General features: G+C 50.7%; 18 protein-coding genes. 4 read left to right on the top strand and 14 right to left on the bottom strand.

Features of this window, described 5'->3' with window-relative positions; translation table 11 throughout:
- The first annotated feature begins 88 nt into the window (after positions 1-88).
- Entirely contained in the window at positions 89-721 is a 633-nt protein-coding gene (locus NST99_RS13700; RefSeq protein ID WP_076112048.1) for a GNAT family N-acetyltransferase, read from the top strand.
- A gap of 18 nt (positions 722-739) precedes the next feature.
- On the opposite strand, the gene NST99_RS13695 is transcribed toward NST99_RS13700, so the two are convergent.
- The 3 genes from NST99_RS13695 to NST99_RS13685 form a co-directional block, all read right to left on the bottom strand.
- On the bottom strand, positions 740-1,435 hold the full coding sequence (locus NST99_RS13695; RefSeq protein ID WP_341092403.1) for a 5'-methylthioadenosine/adenosylhomocysteine nucleosidase: 696 nt from the start codon (positions 1,433-1,435) through the stop codon (positions 740-742).
- Positions 1,436-1,528: 93 nt separating this feature from the next.
- Complete coding sequence (gene ccpA, locus NST99_RS13690) at positions 1,529-2,539, bottom strand: catabolite control protein A (RefSeq protein ID WP_038590464.1); 1,011 nt, start codon at positions 2,537-2,539, stop codon at positions 1,529-1,531.
- A 336-nt stretch (positions 2,540-2,875) separates the two neighbouring features.
- Entirely contained in the window at positions 2,876-3,280 is a 405-nt protein-coding gene (locus NST99_RS13685; protein ID WP_341092399.1) for a hypothetical protein, read from the bottom strand.
- A 261-nt stretch (positions 3,281-3,541) separates the two neighbouring features.
- On the opposite strand from NST99_RS13685, the gene NST99_RS13680 reads away from it, so the two are divergent.
- Entirely contained in the window at positions 3,542-4,066 is a 525-nt protein-coding gene (locus NST99_RS13680; RefSeq protein WP_341092398.1) for a type 1 glutamine amidotransferase domain-containing protein, read from the top strand.
- An 88-nt stretch (positions 4,067-4,154) separates the two neighbouring features.
- Here the strand turns inward: NST99_RS13680 and NST99_RS13675 are convergent, their stop codons facing one another.
- The 7 genes from NST99_RS13675 to aroA all read right to left on the bottom strand — a co-directional run bounded on the left by NST99_RS13675 (position 4,155) and on the right by aroA (position 11,962).
- On the bottom strand, positions 4,155-4,574 hold the full coding sequence (locus NST99_RS13675) for a sigma factor (protein WP_341092397.1): 420 nt from the start codon (positions 4,572-4,574) through the stop codon (positions 4,155-4,157).
- 192 nt (positions 4,575-4,766) lie between these two features.
- On the bottom strand, positions 4,767-6,533 hold the full coding sequence (gene ptsP, locus NST99_RS13670; RefSeq protein ID WP_341092395.1) for a phosphoenolpyruvate--protein phosphotransferase: 1,767 nt from the start codon (positions 6,531-6,533) through the stop codon (positions 4,767-4,769).
- A complete protein-coding gene (locus tag NST99_RS13665; RefSeq protein WP_341092392.1) occupies positions 6,530-8,416 on the bottom strand; it encodes a glucose PTS transporter subunit IIA in 1,887 nt (628 codons plus the stop codon). Before NST99_RS13665 ends, ptsP begins: the two co-directional genes overlap by 4 nt.
- A 182-nt stretch (positions 8,417-8,598) precedes the next feature.
- A complete protein-coding gene (locus NST99_RS13660) occupies positions 8,599-8,904 on the bottom strand; it encodes a hypothetical protein (RefSeq protein WP_341092391.1) in 306 nt (101 codons plus the stop codon).
- A 313-nt stretch (positions 8,905-9,217) separates the two neighbouring features.
- Complete coding sequence (locus NST99_RS13655; protein ID WP_341092390.1) at positions 9,218-9,886, bottom strand: hypothetical protein; 669 nt, start codon at positions 9,884-9,886, stop codon at positions 9,218-9,220.
- Between the two features lie 254 nt (positions 9,887-10,140).
- Entirely contained in the window at positions 10,141-10,575 is a 435-nt protein-coding gene (locus NST99_RS13650) for a CoA-binding protein (RefSeq protein ID WP_340898839.1), read from the bottom strand.
- Between the two features lie 94 nt (positions 10,576-10,669).
- Positions 10,670-11,962 carry a 3-phosphoshikimate 1-carboxyvinyltransferase gene (gene aroA / locus NST99_RS13645; RefSeq protein ID WP_341092387.1) on the bottom strand — a complete coding sequence of 431 codons (1,293 nt, stop codon included), beginning with the start codon at positions 11,960-11,962 and terminating at the stop codon, positions 10,670-10,672.
- A 112-nt stretch (positions 11,963-12,074) separates the two neighbouring features.
- Between aroA and NST99_RS13640 the strand changes: the two genes are divergently transcribed.
- Positions 12,075-12,383 carry a rhodanese-like domain-containing protein gene (locus NST99_RS13640; protein ID WP_038590436.1) on the top strand — a complete coding sequence of 103 codons (309 nt, stop codon included), beginning with the start codon at positions 12,075-12,077 and terminating at the stop codon, positions 12,381-12,383.
- A 25-nt stretch (positions 12,384-12,408) separates the two neighbouring features.
- On the opposite strand, the gene NST99_RS13635 is transcribed toward NST99_RS13640, so the two are convergent.
- The 3 genes from NST99_RS13635 to NST99_RS13625 form a co-directional block, all read right to left on the bottom strand.
- The gene (locus NST99_RS13635; protein ID WP_341092386.1) at positions 12,409-12,951 is read right to left on the bottom strand and encodes a shikimate kinase; all 543 of its coding nucleotides are present in this window, start codon (positions 12,949-12,951) and stop codon (positions 12,409-12,411) included.
- Positions 12,952-13,105: 154 nt separating this feature from the next.
- On the bottom strand, positions 13,106-14,518 hold the full coding sequence (gene gndA / locus NST99_RS13630) for an NADP-dependent phosphogluconate dehydrogenase (RefSeq protein WP_341092385.1): 1,413 nt from the start codon (positions 14,516-14,518) through the stop codon (positions 13,106-13,108).
- A 265-nt stretch (positions 14,519-14,783) separates the two neighbouring features.
- Complete coding sequence (locus tag NST99_RS13625; RefSeq protein ID WP_076112069.1) at positions 14,784-15,380, bottom strand: hypothetical protein; 597 nt, start codon at positions 15,378-15,380, stop codon at positions 14,784-14,786.
- A 309-nt stretch (positions 15,381-15,689) separates the two neighbouring features.
- Here NST99_RS13625 and NST99_RS13620 point away from each other — a divergent pair, with 309 nt between their 5' ends.
- Positions 15,690-16,313 carry a DUF1054 domain-containing protein gene (locus NST99_RS13620; RefSeq protein ID WP_341092384.1) on the top strand — a complete coding sequence of 208 codons (624 nt, stop codon included), beginning with the start codon at positions 15,690-15,692 and terminating at the stop codon, positions 16,311-16,313.
- 107 nt (positions 16,314-16,420) lie between these two features.
- Here NST99_RS13620 and NST99_RS13615 read toward each other — a convergent pair whose 3' ends face one another.
- Positions 16,421-17,710: an MFS transporter gene (locus NST99_RS13615; protein ID WP_341092383.1), complete on the bottom strand. Its 1,290-nt coding sequence runs from the start codon at positions 17,708-17,710 to the stop codon at positions 16,421-16,423.
- Positions 17,711-17,775: the final 65 nt, after the last annotated feature.

Here is a 17,775-nt window from a genome sequence, read left to right as displayed (position 1 = left end):
TATTAAATGTGAAGTTTTTATGTCGGAATTAGTATATCACAGCAAGCGGTTACATTCCATATCTTAGTTAAGCGAAGGGAGCCCATTCATGGAGCACCGCAAAATCCGCGTTTCCCATACCTTTGTATATAACAGCAAGAACATTACAGTCAGTGGACCTTTATCTCCTGGCCTGCTGGAGGGCCTGCATATGCATCCTGATCTGGATGCCTTCCGCAAACCAAGCGAACAGCTGGAAGCGCTCATAGACATCGCAGGCCTGCCTGAGGGGCGGGTGATCGCCGCTGTTGAGGACCAAACTGTTATAGGCTATGTAACCTTTCACTATCCGGATGAAATGGAGCTTTGGTCACAGGGGGGAATGATGGATCTTATTGAGCTGGGGGCTGTAGAGGTAGCTAACGGATATAGAGGGAGCGGGCTTGGCAAGCTGTTAATTTCCACCGCCTTTGAGCGGGAACAGTTGGAGAACTGCATCGTATACACCACGGAATATTACTGGCACTGGGACCTGAAAGGCAGCGGGCTTGATGTATGGGCCTACCGGAAAATGATGGAGAAGCTGATGAAAACCGTAGATATGGTATGGTATGCTACGGATGATCCGGAAATCTGCTCTCATCCGGCCAACTGCCTTATGGTCCGTATCGGACGGGAAGTTCCGATGTCGTCTCAGGAAACCTTCGACAGAGTGCGCTTCAGACAGCGCTTTATGTATTAGGATAACCCGCTCTGCAGATCACATTGCCTTCAGCATATATTCAAGTATGGCATGGGAACGCTCGGAAGCCTCTACTGTGAATTCGTGGTAATTGACATTCGCTGAACCGTCAGCCTTATCTGACATTGAACGGAGGATGACAAAGGGGATTTCATTCATGAAACACACCTGAGCAACAGCAGCCCCTTCCATCTCGGCGCAGGCGCCGTTCAGCTCCAGCCGCAGCTTGGCGACCAACTCCGCACTGGCTATAAATTGATCACCGGACAATACAACTCCGGTCACCGATTGCTGCTTAAGGTCATGACAGGCTTGTTCAGCAAGCTGCACCAGTGTTTGATCTGCCGGAAAGGCGGAAATCTCCTGATAAGGAATAACCCCTCTGGGGTATCCCAATGCAGATACATCCATATCATGCTGAATACACTGCGAAGAGATCACGATATCACCGATGTCCAGTCCAGGATGGACTGCACCTGCTACTCCTGTGAACAATACCCGCGAGACGCCGAAGGTGTCCAGCAGAATTTGCGTCGTGACCGCCGCGTTGACTTTGCCTACCCCTGATTTGCACAACACAGCCGATTTGCCAAACACCGTCCCTGTGTAGTACTTTATGCCTGCCTTAACTGTTGTCACCCTATTGTCCATACTCTCCAGCAGCAGTTTAATTTCTTCATCCATGGCTCCGATTAATCCGAACACTTCACTCATCGCAACTCCTCCTGATTAATAATTATATGTATACAGCATAAAAAGCCCCAAAAGGAGCTTTTTATGATCTTATATGCTACTTGTAAGCTTGTATTATTTGTTTACATGATTGACGGACAAGCGGAGAATCGTTTCATGCGGCAGGATGACACGCGGATTCTCAACGGTTTCCTTCTTCATCAGCTTCGTGAGCAGTCTCATGGCTACCGCACCCAGGTCATACATTGGCTGGGCTACAGTCGTCAATAGAGGGCGAACCATCGAAGCCATGCGGATGTTATCCACACTGATGATCGAGAAATCATCCGGCACCTTAAGGCCCTCATCCTGTATGCTGTGAATGGCACCAATTGCCATTTCATCTGTTGCGGCAAAGATCGCAGTTGGTTTCTTCTTAAGGCCCAGGAAGTACTTCATGGCTTCGACACCGGATTCGTACCGGTAATTACCGATCCGCACGAGATCCTCCTGGTACTCAATACCTGCAGCTTCCAGTGCTTTCTTATAGCCATGGAAACGTGCATAACCGTTTGCAGGATCCTGCAGCGTTCCGCTGATCATTGCAATCTCACGATGACCGTGGCGGATAAGTGTGTTGACAGCGTCAAATGCAGCATTCTCATGATCGATATCAACCGAAGGATAGGTTCCCTTCTCATCACGTGTTGCGCAAAGAACAATCGGAACGGCAGAAGTCTGGAAGGCTTGGATATGTTCTTCCGTCACTGTTCCGCCCATGAAGAGCAGCCCGTCCACTTGTTTCTCAAGCAGGGTGTTGATGACCCGGATTTCCTTCTCTTTACGCTTGTCTGCGTTACACAGGATAATATTGTAATGATACATATTGGCGATATCTTCAATCCCGCGTGCAATTTCAGCAAAAATCGAGTTTGAGATATCGGGGATGACAACCCCAACAGTTGTCGTTTTCTTGCTGGCGAGTCCTCTCGCCACGGCATTTGGACGATAGCCCAAACGCTCAATCGCTTCAAAAACCTTCTTCCGGGTCTGCGGTTTCACATTGGGGTTATTATTCACAACCCGTGATACCGTAGCCATAGATACGCCTGCTTCTCGAGCTACATCGTAAATGGTTACCGTCAAATTACTCTCTCCATTGCGATAAATTTTATCGTTCGACTAATTAAAATTATGATACGACACTTTGTACAATTGTGCAATGATAACGCTTCATTTTCCTTTCAAAATTCTTTCAAAGGCTGAACACATCATCCTGACGCGGGCTGTATTCACTAATGCTTCAAAGTAGCTCTCCACTCGCAAAACTGAAAATGTCAGCAGCCAGGGAAGGGGTGAAAATCAGCAATAGTTCTCATCCGCACAGCCACAATTCAACTAACCTGGTACTATCGTAACAAAAAGCGCGTGAAAAATCCAACATTCGTGAAAAATTTTCATTGATTTTGCAGAAAAACTTTTTCATTTAGCGCTTTTTGTACATTGTAACGTCAATTGTGACAATCTTTGAGCCGTTTCTTCCATCCATTTCAGGTCAGCCAGATCCCCGGCAACTCGATAAACATCAAGCAACAGATCAATACGGCTTTGAATAGCCGAGCGGATGCTCTCTTCCAGCTCAGAGATACCGCCGTGGAAAAAGCCCGTGGAAAAAGTTTCCTTCAGCACATTGGCCCATTCATTTCTGTCAGCAAGAGAAAGATGGAGCTTGGCAGGATGCTCCCCCATCTCACCGATCAGTTCGCCCAGATCCCGTTTGATAAAGGGCAAGGGCTCGTAACGGGCACATAATCCGCAGGTGTAGACCGGAACATGGGTAATTTTTATCTTACCGCTATAAATCAATGTATGCATATGTATAGTCATAACTCCGCCACAGCCGCATGTTTTCTTTACCAGAATGTCTTTTTTCATCTCCCACACCTCAGGAATAATATTGAAACAACACGAGAGTCCGCCTTTTCAATAACTATATTCGACCTCTCTCTCCATAATCCCTTCTGATTTGCATAAAAAGATTTATTTGGTAAATAATCCAGTGTTTTCAATACCTTAAGATGACTTCATATTTCAAATTTGATAGAATGTACAGGACAAGCATCACATTCCTGAAAGGAGCTGCTGAACATGAGACTGGCCGGTAAAAAGGTCATCGCACTTGTTGACGATGAATTCGAAGATTTGGAGCTCTGGTATCCCGTATACCGGGTAAGAGAAGAAGGAGCCGAGGTGCATCTGGCAGGCCTAACGAAGGGCAAGACTTATGTCGGCAAATACGGGGTTCCCGCCACAGCTGAATATTCCTGGGATGAGCTCAGCGCAGCCGATTACGACGGCATTCTGGTACCGGGAGGCTGGGCACCCGATAAGATCCGCCGTTACAGCGCGGTACTGAAGCTGGTACAGGATTTCAATGAAGCCAAGAAGCCGATCGGCCAAATCTGCCATGCAGGCTGGGTGCTGATTTCAGCCAAAGTCCTGGAAGGCGTAACCGTTACTTCTACGCCCGGCATCCGTGATGACATGGAAAATGCCGGAGCCATCTGGAAGGATGAGCCCGTGGTAACTGACGGGCACATTATCTCCGCCCGCCGGCCACCGGATCTGCCGCCTTACGGCAAAGCCTTCTGCGATGCACTAGCCGGAGAATAAGCTGAAAGCAATCTCCTCACGAGGATAAACAAGCCCTGCCTCTCCGACTTGCCGGAGTGCAGGGCTTGTTGCCGCCTAAGGCAGCTATTTACGGATGGAAAGGGATACCGTTTCCTTCAGCGGATTCGGGTAGCCGTTCAAGGTGAACGTCAAGGGCCTGCTCCATGTCCAGCTTGCGGTCACTGGTCATTTCCATCACTCCAGTACTGCCTGTATTCGCAGGCTCTACGGAAACTAACCGTTTTCTCCGCTTCAGTTCATCGTTGCAGCAGTTGATCAGAATTCGTGTCACCCAAGGTGCAAACCGTTCCGGATCTTTGAGACTTTTTCGTTTGCTCCACGCCCGGTACGTAGCTTCCTGCAGCATTTCGAGTGCATCTGACTCACTGCGGAAGTAACTGAAAGCGATCCCGTATAGTATTTTCTTCTGCTCTGATACGAGCCGGATAAAAGCCTGTCCACTCTCATCACCAAACTGTACCCGTTCAGCCTCCATTAGATTTTCCATTCTCCGTTGCTTTGCCTCCCTCACACAGCAGCCTCAAAAAGCGCCTTTTTGTACTTTCATCTATACTGACTCTCTCAAGGGGAAAACGGTTTTACTTTTTTTATAAATGGCGGTTCAAGATCAGTAACGCAAAAAGTCCGGCGCTATCGCCGGACCCTTCACTTCATCGAATATTATTCTGATTGCCTAAGACTAGGATGTCTTCTCTTTCGGATCTCCACCCATACTCAGCGATAAGCCGCTCCGTCCTGCAAATGCGCTTAGCATCTCTTCTGTCTGCAGACTGGTACGGTGCCGGAAGCATGCTTTGGCCATCTCTCTGGCTTCCGACGCCAGTGTGTTCAGCGTACGATGCTTCACCCGCAGCAAGGCCTGCGGCGACATACTCAGCTCGCTGATCCCCAGCTCCAGCCAGAGCGGCAGAGAACGTTCATCGGCAGCCATTTCACCGCAAATACTCACACCGATGCCTACTTGCCGCGCAGCTTCCACTGTCATGCGAATCATGCGCAATACCGCTGGATGATAAGGGTGATACATATGGGCAATCTGTTCATTCATCCGGTCAACGGCCAGCACATACTGCACCAGATCATTTGTCCCAATGCTGAAAAAGTCCACTTCTTCCGCCAGCAGATCCGCGATCATAACGGCAGCCGGAACCTCAATCATGATGCCTACCGGTACATTGCGGTTATACGGAACGCCTTGCTCGTCCAGCTCTGCCTTGACCTCATTCAGCACCGCTTTGGCAGCTTGTACTTCTTCTACGGAGGAAATCATCGGGAACATCATCTTTACATTGCCGTAGTGGCTGGCACGCAGGATCGCAGTCAGCTGTGTTTTGAACATATCTTTGCGGTCGAGACTGATCCGGATGGCACGGTAGCCCAGGAATGGGTTCTGCTCGTCAGGAAGCTGGAAATAATCCAGATGCTTGTCTCCCCCGATATCCAGGGTACGGATCACAACGGTGTTGCTGCCAACCTTTTCGGCAACGAGCTTGTAAACCTCAAACTGCTCTTCTTCCGTCGGGAAGGAATGACGGTCCATGTACAAAAATTCTGTACGGAACAAACCAACGCCCTCCGCTCCGTACTTCAGCGCCATATCCAGCTCTTTGACCGAGCTGATATTACCGGCTAGCCGCAGAGATACACCGTCTTTGGTGATGGCCTCCACAGTAGCAAGCAGCTCCAGCTGCTCTCTTTTGCGCTGCTGCTTATCGCGTCTCGCTGCATAGTCTCTTACCGTAAGCTCGTCCGGATGAAGCTGCAGAATCCCGGTTTCACCATCGAGCACCAGCAGATCTCCGGTCTGGATCGGATTGGTCAGCTTGTTCTCCAAGCCAGCCACCAGCGGAATACCAAGCGCCCGGGCCATTATGGAGGAATGGGAAGTTTTGCCGCCCATCATGGTGACAATTCCCAGCACATAGACCGGATTCAAATGAACCAACTGAGAGGGAGATAACTCCTTCGCCACCAGTATATAGGGCTGTGTATCAGACGGCAGAGTTACCTCGGGTGCACCCAGCAAATGCTTCAGCAGACGGTTGCCGACATCCTTGATATCAACTGCCCGCTCTTTCATATATTCATCGTCCAGCAGATCAAACATCGCTACAAAATGGTCAATGGCTTCCTTAACCGCCACTTCAGCCGCCTTGTATTGGCGTTCGATAATGCCACGGATTTCACTCATGAACACGGGATCATCCAGAATTGCCAGATGGGCGTCAAAAATGCTCGATTCCTCCGGCCCCACGACCTCCCTGAATTCTCTTTTGATAAACTCAATTTCATCTTTCGAGGTGCGGATTCCTTCGTATAAACGCTCAAATTCCTTGGCCAGATCCACCGGATTTACCTGCGTATCCGGCAGGCTCCATTCCCAGTTCGGCAAGACAAAGGCCTTCCCGATGGCAACACCTGCTGCAGCGCCTATGCCTTGTATCATGCTTCAATCCCTCCAACATTGCTTTCATGTAATACCACGGACATTACGGACGATTGCCCCTTTTTCACAGTTTTAAATGGAGCATAGCTCCAGGATTTCACACGGTCAGGGTTGGTAATCACCATCGGTGTAGCAAGCGAAGCCGCATGTTCACGCAAAAAGGTAAGATCGAATCTCACCAGCAACTGGCCCGGCTCCACACTGTCCCCTTCCTGCACAAGCGCCTCAAACGGCCCCTTAAGCTGTGAAGTGTCGATCCCTATATGCATAAGTACCTCCAGCCCTTCGGGCGTTGAAATGCCCACTGCGTGCATTGTAGGGTACACGTGCATCACCTTGCCAAACACGGGTGAGACTAGCTCCCCTTTATCCGGGAAAAAGGCCACCCCGTCCCCAACCAGCTTCGCGGCAAAGATATGGTCCGGCACTTCCTCAATCGGCATCATTCGGCCCTGCATTGGAGAACTGAACAGCACCTGCGGCAGATCACGAAGCATCAGCTTGTCAATCTCCTCGCGGATCAGCTCTGAGTAGGTGCCGAATACCACCTGCACGTTCCCGCCGCCCAGCTTTATAATTCCGGCCGAGCCCAATCCCTTGAGCGCCCCGGTATCAATGAATCGGTCATTATGCACAGTTAATCTTAAACGGGTGATGCAAGCCTGAACTTGTACGATGTTCTCTTTGCCCCCGAGCGCCTCCAGAATGAGCGGAGCCTGATACGGAATATTCCCTGCCCAGTCGCCCAGTTCAGAGCCTTCCTCACGCCCCGGCGTCGGAATCTGGAAACGGCGGATCGCCCAGCGGAACACGTTATAATAGACAATCCCATAACCGATCCCGATCGGGATCAGCAGCCAGGCGCGCTGCGACAGATGCAGGTTGAGGATAAAGTCAATTACCCCCGCCGAATAAGAGAACCCATGATGGATGCCAAGCGAATAGGTCAACACCATCGCAAGACCGGACATGACTACGTGCAGCGCGAATAAATATGGCGAAGCGAACAGGAAAGCGAACTCAATTTGCTCCGACACACCGGTCAAAAAGCAGACCATTGCGGCACGCAAAAAGGTTTTGCGGATCTTCGGCTTCAAATCCTCCCGGGCTTCCTGAATAATAGCTAAGGCAATCGCCGGCAGTGCGAACATCATGATCGGAAAAAGTCCGGCCATAAAGATGCCCGCAGTAGGATCTCCCGCAAAAAACCGCGGCAAATCCCCCTGGACGACCGCGCTGCCGTCAGGAGTAGCAAAGCTGCCCAGCTGAAACCAGAACACATTATTTAGAATATGATGGAGGCCAAAGGCCGTAAGCACCCTGTAAAGCACCCCGTAGACAAACACGCCATATCCGCCGGTCGCCTGTATATCCCGGAAAAGCACATCCAGCCCTTGCTGAAGCAGCGGAGAAACGCCGAGCATCACCCAGGCGAAAAAGGCCGAGAACAGACCCATGAACAGCAGGACAAACCGTGAACCTCCGAAGAATTGTATGGCTTCTGGAAGCTTGATATTTTTAAACCGGTTATGCGCCACGCCGGCGACAATCCCGAGTATGATTCCGATTAATGTAGCAGGCTGAACATCCCCGTTCCCCATATGGGTAACAATCCGGTCATAAGTGAACATTCCAGCCAGTGCAGCCAGCCCAGCCGGTCCGGCCTGATTGGACAACCCCCACGCTACGCCGACAGCAAACAAATAAGGCATGAAATAAAATATTCCCTGCCCCGCATATGTAGTCACTTCGGATACCGAAGAAAGTCCCCATGCAGACCACGGTAAGCTGCCCAGACTAAGCAGGATGGCGGCCGCCGGAAGCACCATGGTAGGAAGCATTATGGCTCTGCCCAACTGCTGCAATGATCCGAGCCAATTCAAGGTGACCCTCTCCTTTCATTCTATATTGAATGGTACGCGCTGCGACTGCTTTTGTCAAAAGAATGCGGCAAGAATTAGGATACCACGGTTCCCGTGATTATGGGAAACTTTATTCGTAATTTAGTGTAGTCTGGATGCTGTTCGCTGCTGTGAAGGAAACAGAGAAGTAGGCCCTACGAGGCTTAATAACAAATCATTAATGAGCATGCGTGGGCATGGGGAGACGATCCAGCCACTCCAGTCACTCCAGCCACTCCAGTCACTCCAGTCACTTCAGTCACTCCAGCCACTCCAGCCACTCCAGTCACTCCAGTCACTCCAGTCACTTCAGTCACTCCAGCCACTCCAGTCACTCCAGTCACTCCAGTCACTCCAGCCACTCCAGCCACTCCAGCCACTCCAGCCACTCCAGCCACTCCAGTCACTCCAGTCACTCCAGTCACTCCAGTCACTCCAGTCACTCCAGTCACTCCAGTCACTCCAGTCATTTAAGTGTATTCTGTACAACTAAAATAGCACTTTTAAACAGTAATATTAGTTTAACTGCACTTTATACATCTACAAATCGCATTTCCTGCTCCAAGGAGCCATTTAGCAACTTTTAGTTGTACCAAGTGCAGCTATACTTCAAAAAAGAAACTTTCAACATCATTTAGTTGCACGAAGTGCATCTATTCCATTTTCATCCTAATATTCAATCAAAACTCACCCTAGTTCCTTAATTCCATCTACACCTCAATCAGACTGCATTCAAGAATGCAGGCAAGATTGCTTTGTTTTGCTTTTCATTTCCCTATCCACTTACCATATTTGATCAGCCTGCATTGCTTTTACTTCGTAGAACCGCACCCTCTGCTTTGAATTTACCGGTTTGAGTAATCCTTTGTCACTGAGTGACTGTAACAGCCTCCGGGCCGTACGATAATTAATCTGGAAATAGTCGCACACATCCTTGGGGCGGAGCGGTTTAGCAATACGCCAGGCCAGGCGCAGCACTTCTTTCTCTTCGGACAAAATATCTGCGGCTAGCGTCTTTTTAGCTAAATAAGGCGCAAGTACCAGCTGCAGGAGCATCCGGCAAACTTCGGGACGCTGCTGAACATCGTCGAAGGAAAAGTGGAGCATCCTCCAGCCCATCCCGGTGAGGAAACTATCGCGGTTCAAGGAATAGCTGAACTTCTCGCGGTCCATATCTTTGACATGACTTTGAAAGCCGTCGCATTCGATCCCGAACCGGCCCCCATTTTGCGGCAGAAAAGCGAAGTCCAGAAACTGCGATTTGCGGTTCCAATCGTAAACTTCATATTCTGGATGCAAATGCTCAAGCGATTCAAACAGCGGCCACCACACATTCTGCAAAAACAGCCGCTCCGCAAAATTGTGACCTCTGACCAGCCTCCCCTTACGCTCCCCACTTCTCTCCGACGTATGCTGCTCGATGAATAAACGATGTGCTGCCTCAAACTCCATCTGATCCCCTCCCGGTAAATAAAAAAAGAACGCCCACCTCCCGCAAACTAATCACGGGTACATGGACGTTCTTCGTCTAATTCCAGTATAGCAACACAATCTGGCTATTTCTAGATGAAATAGGATCAGAGCAGCAAAATTTGCTGTATACCTTCCTTGTCTTCCCCGTTAAGGGGTACTAGGCTTCCGGGCTTCCAGCGTTCCGGGGTTCCAGAATTACGAGAGTACTGGTTCCTCCCCCGCCCCCCTAAATACTACTGCCGGCTGCGCCCGTGCATCGTGATCGCTTCCTCGACCTTGATGCAGCGGTCCATGATCGCCGTCATGCCGTGCTCTGCGGCAATGTCAGCAGCCTCCTTGCTGATAATGCCCTGCTGGAGCCACAGCACATGTGCGCCGATATCAGCTGCCTCCTGCGCCACTTCGGCGCAGTATTCGCTGCGGCGGAACACATTGACAATGTCCACCGGCTCCGGTATTTCAGCCAGCGTATGGTAGCATTTCTCCCCTAGAATCTCTCCGTCTACTGTAGGGTTAACCGGAATAATCCGGTATCCGCGGCTCTGCATCGCATAAGCCACCATATAGGAGGTACGGTCCGATTTGTCAGAAAGACCTACAACAGCAATATTACCTGCGGAAGCAAGAATATCACCGATTTGCTCCCGGGTCGGGTTCTCAAAGCTCATGTTTGTTACCCCTTTCGCTTTAGTGCCGAATCAGCAGGTGAAACCAAAACTTCCTATTATAAGCGGACTTCACCTGGATCAGCATCCTACATTGTTATTGTACCCACTCCACATTTGCTCCAAGCGCACGCAGGTGGTCGAAATATTGTGGATAGGACTTGGCGACATGATGGGCGTCCTTAATCAGCAGCGGCTTACGGGCACGAAGGCCCACTACCGTCAGCGCCATAATTACCCGGTGATCATAATGCGCATTGATCGTTACTCCGCCTTCGACACCCTCAGGCATGCCGTGCACGATGATCTCATCGCGGCGCTCCTCAACCTTGGCTCCGGCGCGGGTCAGCTCCGCCAGATAGTCGGTAATCCGGTCGCATTCCTTATAACGCAAATTCTCCACGTTGTAGAAACGCGAGGTCCCTTCGGCAAATACCGCCGCCGCCACCATCGCCAGCACGGCATCGGTTGCCGCATCGCCGTCGAATTCCACAGCCTTTAGAGTGCCGTTCCCCTGCACATGCACTGTTCCGTCTTCGTGAGTAAGCGGTACTTCCATCATACGCAGCACATCCACAATTGCCCGTTCTCCTTGCTTGCTCTTCTCGGCAAGCCGGTGAATTTTCACATCCGATTGGGTGACAGCCGCTGCCGCAAGCACAGCCGCAGATCCCGGATAATCCCCCTGCACAGTGTAAGACTTGGCCGCATAGGCCTGGCGCCCCGGCACCTTAAAGGACATATAATCGTCAGCAGCATGAACTACGATTCCTGCCTGCTCCAGCACCTCCAGCGTCTGGCCGACAACAACCTTCGACTTCAGATCATCCAGTACGACGATCTCGCTGTCCTCTTCTAGCAGCGGCGTCAGGAAGAGCAGCGCACTAAGATACTGTGAGCTGACTGCACCGGAGACGGTAATCCGGCCGCCAACCGGCTTGCCGCCGCGAATGGTTATCGGAAGTCTCCCATTATTATGCTCCACTTGAACACCAATCTGGCCGAGTGCTGCAATGAGGTCATCATGCGGGCGTTTGCCCAGAGAATCCGGGTACGTGTTCACGAAAGTCACCTCCGGGCTCAGCGCAGCTACAGCCATCAGAAAGCGCAGGACGGCCCCGGCATTCCCTACATTAAGTTCCTTGACGTCACGGGGATGCCGGCCAAAGCCTTGAATGACAATCTTCTCTTCATCCTCCGTAAGCACTGCTCCAAGATCGGCAATACATCTGCGGATCGCATCGCTGTCCTCACTATGTGCAGGATAGTAGATCGTGCTGACGCCCTCGGATAGAGCGGCAACAAGCAGGTAACGTGTAGTGTAATTTTTGGAAGACAAAGCTCCAAATTCTCCTTGCAAAGCTGGCGTCGGCCTAACAATAACGTCCATGATATAAGCGCTCCTTAGTTAATGTAGTTGATATATAGTGCTTCGTTTGACAGGCTATTCTCCACTTGTGTTATCATTAAACCAATCTTCCGATAGAAAAGAGGTCACAACCATGAATGAGATCCCCCAAATTACACCGCAGGAATTGCGGAAGCGTCTGGAGACAGGCGAAGACCTTGTATTGATAGACGTACGTGAAGATGATGAAGTCGCCTTCGGGATGATTCCCGGCGCTCAGCATATCCCAATGGGCGAGATTCCGCAGCGCACGGAAGAGCTCCCGGCAGAGACCGAGATCGTCTTCATTTGCCGCTCAGGTGCCCGCAGCCAGCGTGTCTGCGAATATCTGCAGCAGTTCGGCTTCAAAGGCTCCAACCTCAGCGGCGGAATGATTGAATGGAATGAAAGTGCAGAGGCGTAAGCCGCACACAAGTATACTTAAAAGCTCAACCGCGGTAATGCATTAAAATATGCTGCGACACTTCTGCCGCACTCAGCTCCGAAGTATCGACTGTGCAATGCGCGAAACGGTAAGCCTCCCGGCGCTGCTCCATGATGGTGCGGACCCTTTCCTGCGCGTTGCCAGCGAGCAGCGGCCGGTTCTGATCTCCGCTGACGCGGGATAAGATGACTTCTTCGGTGGCCGTAAGCGCCACAACAAGCCCATTTTCCAACATCATCCCGGCATTCCCTGGAGCCAGTGCTGCACCTCCGCCTGTCGAAATAATTCTGCCCTCTCCTTCAAGCATCCGCTGAAGTACTGCAGTTTCAACCTTACGGAAATACGCTTCACCGCCATCGGCAAAAATATCGGCAATACTCCGGCCTTCACTCTCTATAATGACATGATCCAAATCAACCAGTTCAAAGCCCAGTTCCTCCGCCAGCATGGCACCCACTGTTGACTTACCCGTGGCCATCATTCCTACAAGGATAATATTTTTACGCAAGGTATTGTAACTCTGTTGTTGTTCTAACTCCCCAGTCATGACTACCCTCCAACCGCGACATTTGTCATATCATAACACAGGGTCAAAACTTTGCACAATGCGATTCCCGTCCTGTAGATTCCGAAAAAAAGGCCCGAAAGCCTCCCGGGTGCGGGAAGCCGTTCGGGCCGCTGTTTGCAGCTGAGCCAAATAACTATTCAGCGAGCCAGTTGTGGTGGAAGACGCCTTCTTTGTCCACACGTTGGAACGTATGGGCGCCGAAGTAGTCACGCTGTGCTTGCAGCAGATTCGCAGGCAGGCGTTCCGTACGGTAGCTGTCATAGTAGGCCAATGCGCTTGCGAATCCCGGAACCGGAACCCCTTGAGTTACAGCAGCGGCAACAACCTTGCGCCATGCGGATTGGTATGAACCCATGATGTCTTTAAAGAACGGATCCAAGAGCAGGTTCTTAAGCTCCGGATTGGTTTCATAGGCATCGGTGATATTCTGGAGGAAACGGGAGCGGATAATGCAGCCGCCGCGCCAAATCTTGGCCAGACTGCCGTATTTCAGATCCCAGCCGTATTCGTCGGAAGCTACGCGCAGCTGCGCAAAGCCTTGCGCATAGGATACGATTTTACTCGCGAACAAAGCTTTGCGCACATTTTCGATAAATTCTGCTTTGTCCCCTTGGAAAGGTTCGGTTTCCGGTCCGCTCAGCACTTTGCTGGCTTCTACACGCTCATCCTTCATTGCAGACAGGAAGCGGGAGAATACGGATTCGGTGATCATGGACAGCGGCACGCCAAGATCAAGTGAGCTCTGGCTTGTCCATTTGCCTGTTCCCTTTTGTCCGGCGGCATCGAGGATAACGTCAACCATCGGTTTGCCGGTTTCTTCATCATATTGTGCGAAAATATCCGTTGTGATTTCAATCAGATAGCTGTCAAGCTCGCCGCTGTTCCACTCTTTGAAGATGCTGTGCAGCTCTTTGGCATCCAGACCAAGCACATCCTTCAAAAGCTGGTAAGCTTCGCAGATCAGCTGCATGTCGCCGTACTCGATGCCGTTGTGCACCATTTTTACATAGTGTCCTGCACCGTCCGGTCCGATATATGTACAGCAAGGCTCTCCGTCCACTTTGGCCGAAATTGCCGTAAGGATAGGTTCAACAAGCTTATATGCACTTTCTTGACCGCCTGGCATAATGGAAGGTCCTTTAAGCGCGCCTTCTTCACCGCCGGAAACTCCGGTACCGATGAATCGGAAGCCTTTTTCTTCCAGTTCTTTGCTGCGGCGAACCGTATCAGGGAAATAAGCGTTGCCGCCGTCGATAATAATATCGCCTTGATCAAGATGCGGCAGAAGCTGCTCAATTGTGGCATCGGTAGCTTTGCCCGCCTGAACCATGATCAGAATTTTACGCGGTACTTCGAGTGATTCTACAAACTCTTCAATGGAAAAAGTGCCCACCAGATTTTTGCCTTCCGCTTCGGCAACAAGATCATGTGTCTTCTCCGGGGAACGGTTGAATACCGATACGGTAAAGCCTCTGCTCTCGATGTTTAGAGCCAAATTTTTACCCATTACCGCTAAGCCAATTACGCCGATTTGTTGTTTTGCCATCTGGTCCTCCACCCTTTGCATCCTATATTTTTGTGAAATCCATTTCTCGCAGTATAAGAATACCACCCTTTGTCAGATACAGCAAAGTTCCGCCTGCGAAATAGAGATCAATTTCATTGACAAAGTCCTTAAGTTGAAGGAAATTGCTCACAATGACTATTTTAACGTTTTTACCGCCAGAAGTGAACCCCTGTCCACAAGTTGAAATACAAAGTTAGGGCACCCCTGCTGAGGGATGCCCTTAACCAAATGAAGCCGATCTTTGTTACCATTCAAGCATATTTAGCTCCCGTTGCAAAAAGCTGAGTTCAGCCATACAGGACTCTGCAAGTGCAGCATCTTCACTGCGAAGGGCCTCATTTAACCGGTCCAGCTGTTCATCAACCTCAATCCTCCGCTGGCGGATCCGCTCTTCTCCTTCACCGGAGTAAAAAAGCTTTGTCAGCTCCTGATCCGTGAGCATCGGCCCTTTCTGATACAGTACACGCTGCTGATACCCGGAAATTTCCACCAGACGGATCACTTCACCAAATAAAATATTCTCAATGATAATCTGGCGGTCACGGAAACGTTTGACTACGGCATGACCTCGCATATCGCCAATCAGCTTCTCCATCCATTCGGACAGGCGCGCATCACGGATCATATAATCGCCTACCAGCTTGTAACCATCCTTAATCCGCTGGAAGCGGAGCTTTACCAGCTTGCGGCCGGTGCGCACCGAAATCAAAAAAACACTTTCATTCTCACTCCAGTAAAGGGAATAGCCATCTTTTATCAAGTCCTTAATGAGATCCTGTATATGCTGTCGGTCAAACCGCAGCTCCAGATTGCAATACTCCACTTCGTCATTTTTGTTCACGGCACTCCCCCCTAACAGCTTTGCTTCTGCAAAACCAGCTTTATTAGCTTTTTTCCTAGGTAAAATTGACTGCCGGACCTCCACTTGCGATCTTAACTTTGCGTTCGTCTTACTCTTATTTTATACTTCATTTTATGTAGCGGTAACTTGGTTTATTGACTATTTTTACCCGTTTCCTGCTAATCCCAAACGCTTCCCGCTGTTTTTACTGGATTTAGAGGCTTTGAGATGGAAATATGCGGCAGCTGCAGCAATTTCAGCAATGCTTACATGCATGCGAATCTATCTTTTGAACAAGGAGACGCTATAATGCCATTTCAAGGATTTACACATGATGATTTTGCAGTATTTCAAATTGAGGGCCTGGAGCCGAGAATGGATGCCCTCATTGCCCGGGTGCGGCCTAAACTGAATGAGCTTGGCAACGAACTTGCTCCAGTCCTGTCCGCGCTGTGCGGAGAAGAAATGTTCCCGCATGTAGCCAAGCACGCCCGGCGCACCGTTCATGCCCCGAATGATACATGGGTGGCCTGGGGCCCGAATAAACGCGGGTACAAGGCTCTGCCGCATTTCCAGGTCGGTATGTTCTACAGCCACTTGTTTGTTGTTTTTGCCATTATCTATGAGAGCTCCAACAAGGGGGTCTTCGCGGATGCACTGGCGAAGCAATCTGCAGCTATCCGCGCCGGGCTTCCGGGAAGCTATTTCTGGTCGACCGACCACTTGGATCCTAAGGGAATCCGGGAATCAGACATGGACGACCGGCAGTTCGCCGAGCTTGCCCGCAAGCTGAAGGAAGTCAAGAAAGCCGAGATTACGTGCGGTCTGCGGATCGGCAAAGATGATCCGATTTTGTCGGATGAGGATAAGCTACTTGAGCTTATCCAGCAGACCTTCGAAACGCTGCTACCCTTGTACCGTATGTCCTTCTAGACACATACAAAGTCTATGGCTGCAATAAAGCCGCAGGTTGACGGATGATTCACTCCGTCAGCCTGCGGCTTTATTGGTGTCACCGGCCGATGCCAACCCGCTCCAGATCAGCTTGTTCCTGTCTTTAATTTTGTCCGATGGACAATAAGCAGATGCAGTCCGAACAGCAGCACCATCACAAATGAGCTGGCCAGAAAAGGAGCGCTATGGCTGACTGAATCCCACAGTCTGCCTGACAGTACAGGGCCTGCTACCATGCCGGAGCCTTGGAGTGTCAGGAAAAGGCCCCATACGGTGCCCCGCTCCCCCTTAGGCACCTGCAAGGCAATAAAGGCGTTCCAGGCCGGAAGAATAAGTGCATAACTAACACCAACCAGCGCAACAGCGCAGAAGGCCAGCGGCAGCCAGCGCACCTGGGAGAAGAAGGCCAATGAACCGGCTGCCAGCAGAAATCCAATGTTCAGAAACACCGTAGTCCCAATCCGGTCCACCAGTTTCCCGGCGGGAATGAGCGCCAGCACCGTGATCCCCCCACCGGCAATGAGCAGCAGGCTGAACTGATTCGGCGTGACATGCAGCTCCGAATGGGCAAACAAAGTAACTACCGGTGTCATAAGGCCGATGGCGAAAGCCTGCAGAAATAATGCCGGGAACAGCAGCCGGCTTACCTTCAGCGAGCTTCTGACCGCGTGCATCGTCCGCTTGAGGCTCTGCAGCGGCTGAAACGGTTTGCGCTGTTCTACAGGAACTTCTTCACTGTGGATGTCACGTACAACATGGGGAGCATGTCCACCAATTTTGGACGGGAGCAGCAGGGCAACGGCAGCAACAGCAGCTGCGCATCCCATAAGCACAAGAAATACCGTGCGGTAGCTTTGACCGCCATGATCCATCAGAAAATTCATCGTGATCGGCCCGATCCCGGTTCCGGCCAGCGAAGCCATCTCTACCGCACCCATCGCCGCACCGCTGCTGCCGCTCTTCGTAGAACCGGCCAGCTCCGTAATCCCTGTCATTGTGCAAGGCCACAGCGGGGAGGTTCCAATTCCAAGAATCAGGCAGGCTATGGATAAACTGACCGCATCTTTAGCATAGACAATCATCCCTACCGCTACTACCAGCAGCAGCAGGGCGCCCGTCATTGTCCAGCGGAAGCCGATACGCTCCATCACCCAGCCGAACGGGCTGCGGAAGAGGTTGTCCCCCAGATATTGCAACGCAAAAGCAAAGCCTACCACCGTTACCGACAAGCCGAGGATATTCTCCATATACACAGGCAGGAGGGCGACAAGCAGCGAGCCTTTCACAAATTCCACCAAAAAGATAATAGCCCACATTTCCATAATGAAGGGCGAGGCCAAGCTGATATGCATACGTTGTGCTACTTTGCCAGACATTAGATCACATCCTAGTATTATGTTGATTGATTTGTTATACTGATGCTTGCTTGAAAAAAACTATT

The sequence above is a fragment of the Paenibacillus sp. FSL L8-0470 genome (assembly GCF_038008625.1).
In the GTDB taxonomy this organism is placed as follows: Bacteria; Bacillota; Bacilli; order Paenibacillales; family Paenibacillaceae; genus Paenibacillus_AQ.
This window is presented reverse-complemented; position numbering and strand designations above follow the sequence as displayed.

Excerpts from the sequence above, each read along its gene's own strand:
- NST99_RS13675 (WP_341092397.1), bottom strand. The coding sequence starts at position 4,574 with ATGGAAAATCTAATGGAGGCTGAACGGGTACAGTTTGGTGATGAGAGT.
- ptsP (WP_341092395.1), bottom strand. The coding sequence starts at position 6,533 with ATGATACAAGGCATAGGCGCTGCAGCAGGTGTTGCCATCGGGAAGGCC.
- NST99_RS13685 (WP_341092399.1), bottom strand. The coding sequence starts at position 3,280 with ATGACTATACATATGCATACATTGATTTATAGCGGTAAGATAAAAATT.
- NST99_RS13680 (WP_341092398.1), top strand. The coding sequence starts at position 3,542 with ATGAGACTGGCCGGTAAAAAGGTCATCGCACTTGTTGACGATGAATTC.
- NST99_RS13635 (WP_341092386.1), bottom strand. The coding sequence starts at position 12,951 with ATGACTGGGGAGTTAGAACAACAACAGAGTTACAATACCTTGCGTAAA.
- aroA (WP_341092387.1), bottom strand. The coding sequence starts at position 11,962 with ATGGACGTTATTGTTAGGCCGACGCCAGCTTTGCAAGGAGAATTTGGA.
- NST99_RS13700 (WP_076112048.1), top strand. The coding sequence starts at position 89 with ATGGAGCACCGCAAAATCCGCGTTTCCCATACCTTTGTATATAACAGC.
- NST99_RS13655 (WP_341092390.1), bottom strand. The coding sequence starts at position 9,886 with ATGGAGTTTGAGGCAGCACATCGTTTATTCATCGAGCAGCATACGTCG.
- NST99_RS13620 (WP_341092384.1), top strand. The coding sequence starts at position 15,690 with ATGCCATTTCAAGGATTTACACATGATGATTTTGCAGTATTTCAAATT.
- gndA (WP_341092385.1), bottom strand. The coding sequence starts at position 14,518 with ATGGCAAAACAACAAATCGGCGTAATTGGCTTAGCGGTAATGGGTAAA.
- NST99_RS13640 (WP_038590436.1), top strand. The coding sequence starts at position 12,075 with ATGAATGAGATCCCCCAAATTACACCGCAGGAATTGCGGAAGCGTCTG.
- NST99_RS13660 (WP_341092391.1), bottom strand. The coding sequence starts at position 8,904 with ATGACTGGAGTGACTGGAGTGACTGGAGTGACTGGAGTGACTGGAGTG.
- NST99_RS13650 (WP_340898839.1), bottom strand. The coding sequence starts at position 10,575 with ATGAGCTTTGAGAACCCGACCCGGGAGCAAATCGGTGATATTCTTGCT.
- NST99_RS13695 (WP_341092403.1), bottom strand. The coding sequence starts at position 1,435 with ATGAGTGAAGTGTTCGGATTAATCGGAGCCATGGATGAAGAAATTAAA.
- NST99_RS13615 (WP_341092383.1), bottom strand. The coding sequence starts at position 17,710 with ATGTCTGGCAAAGTAGCACAACGTATGCATATCAGCTTGGCCTCGCCC.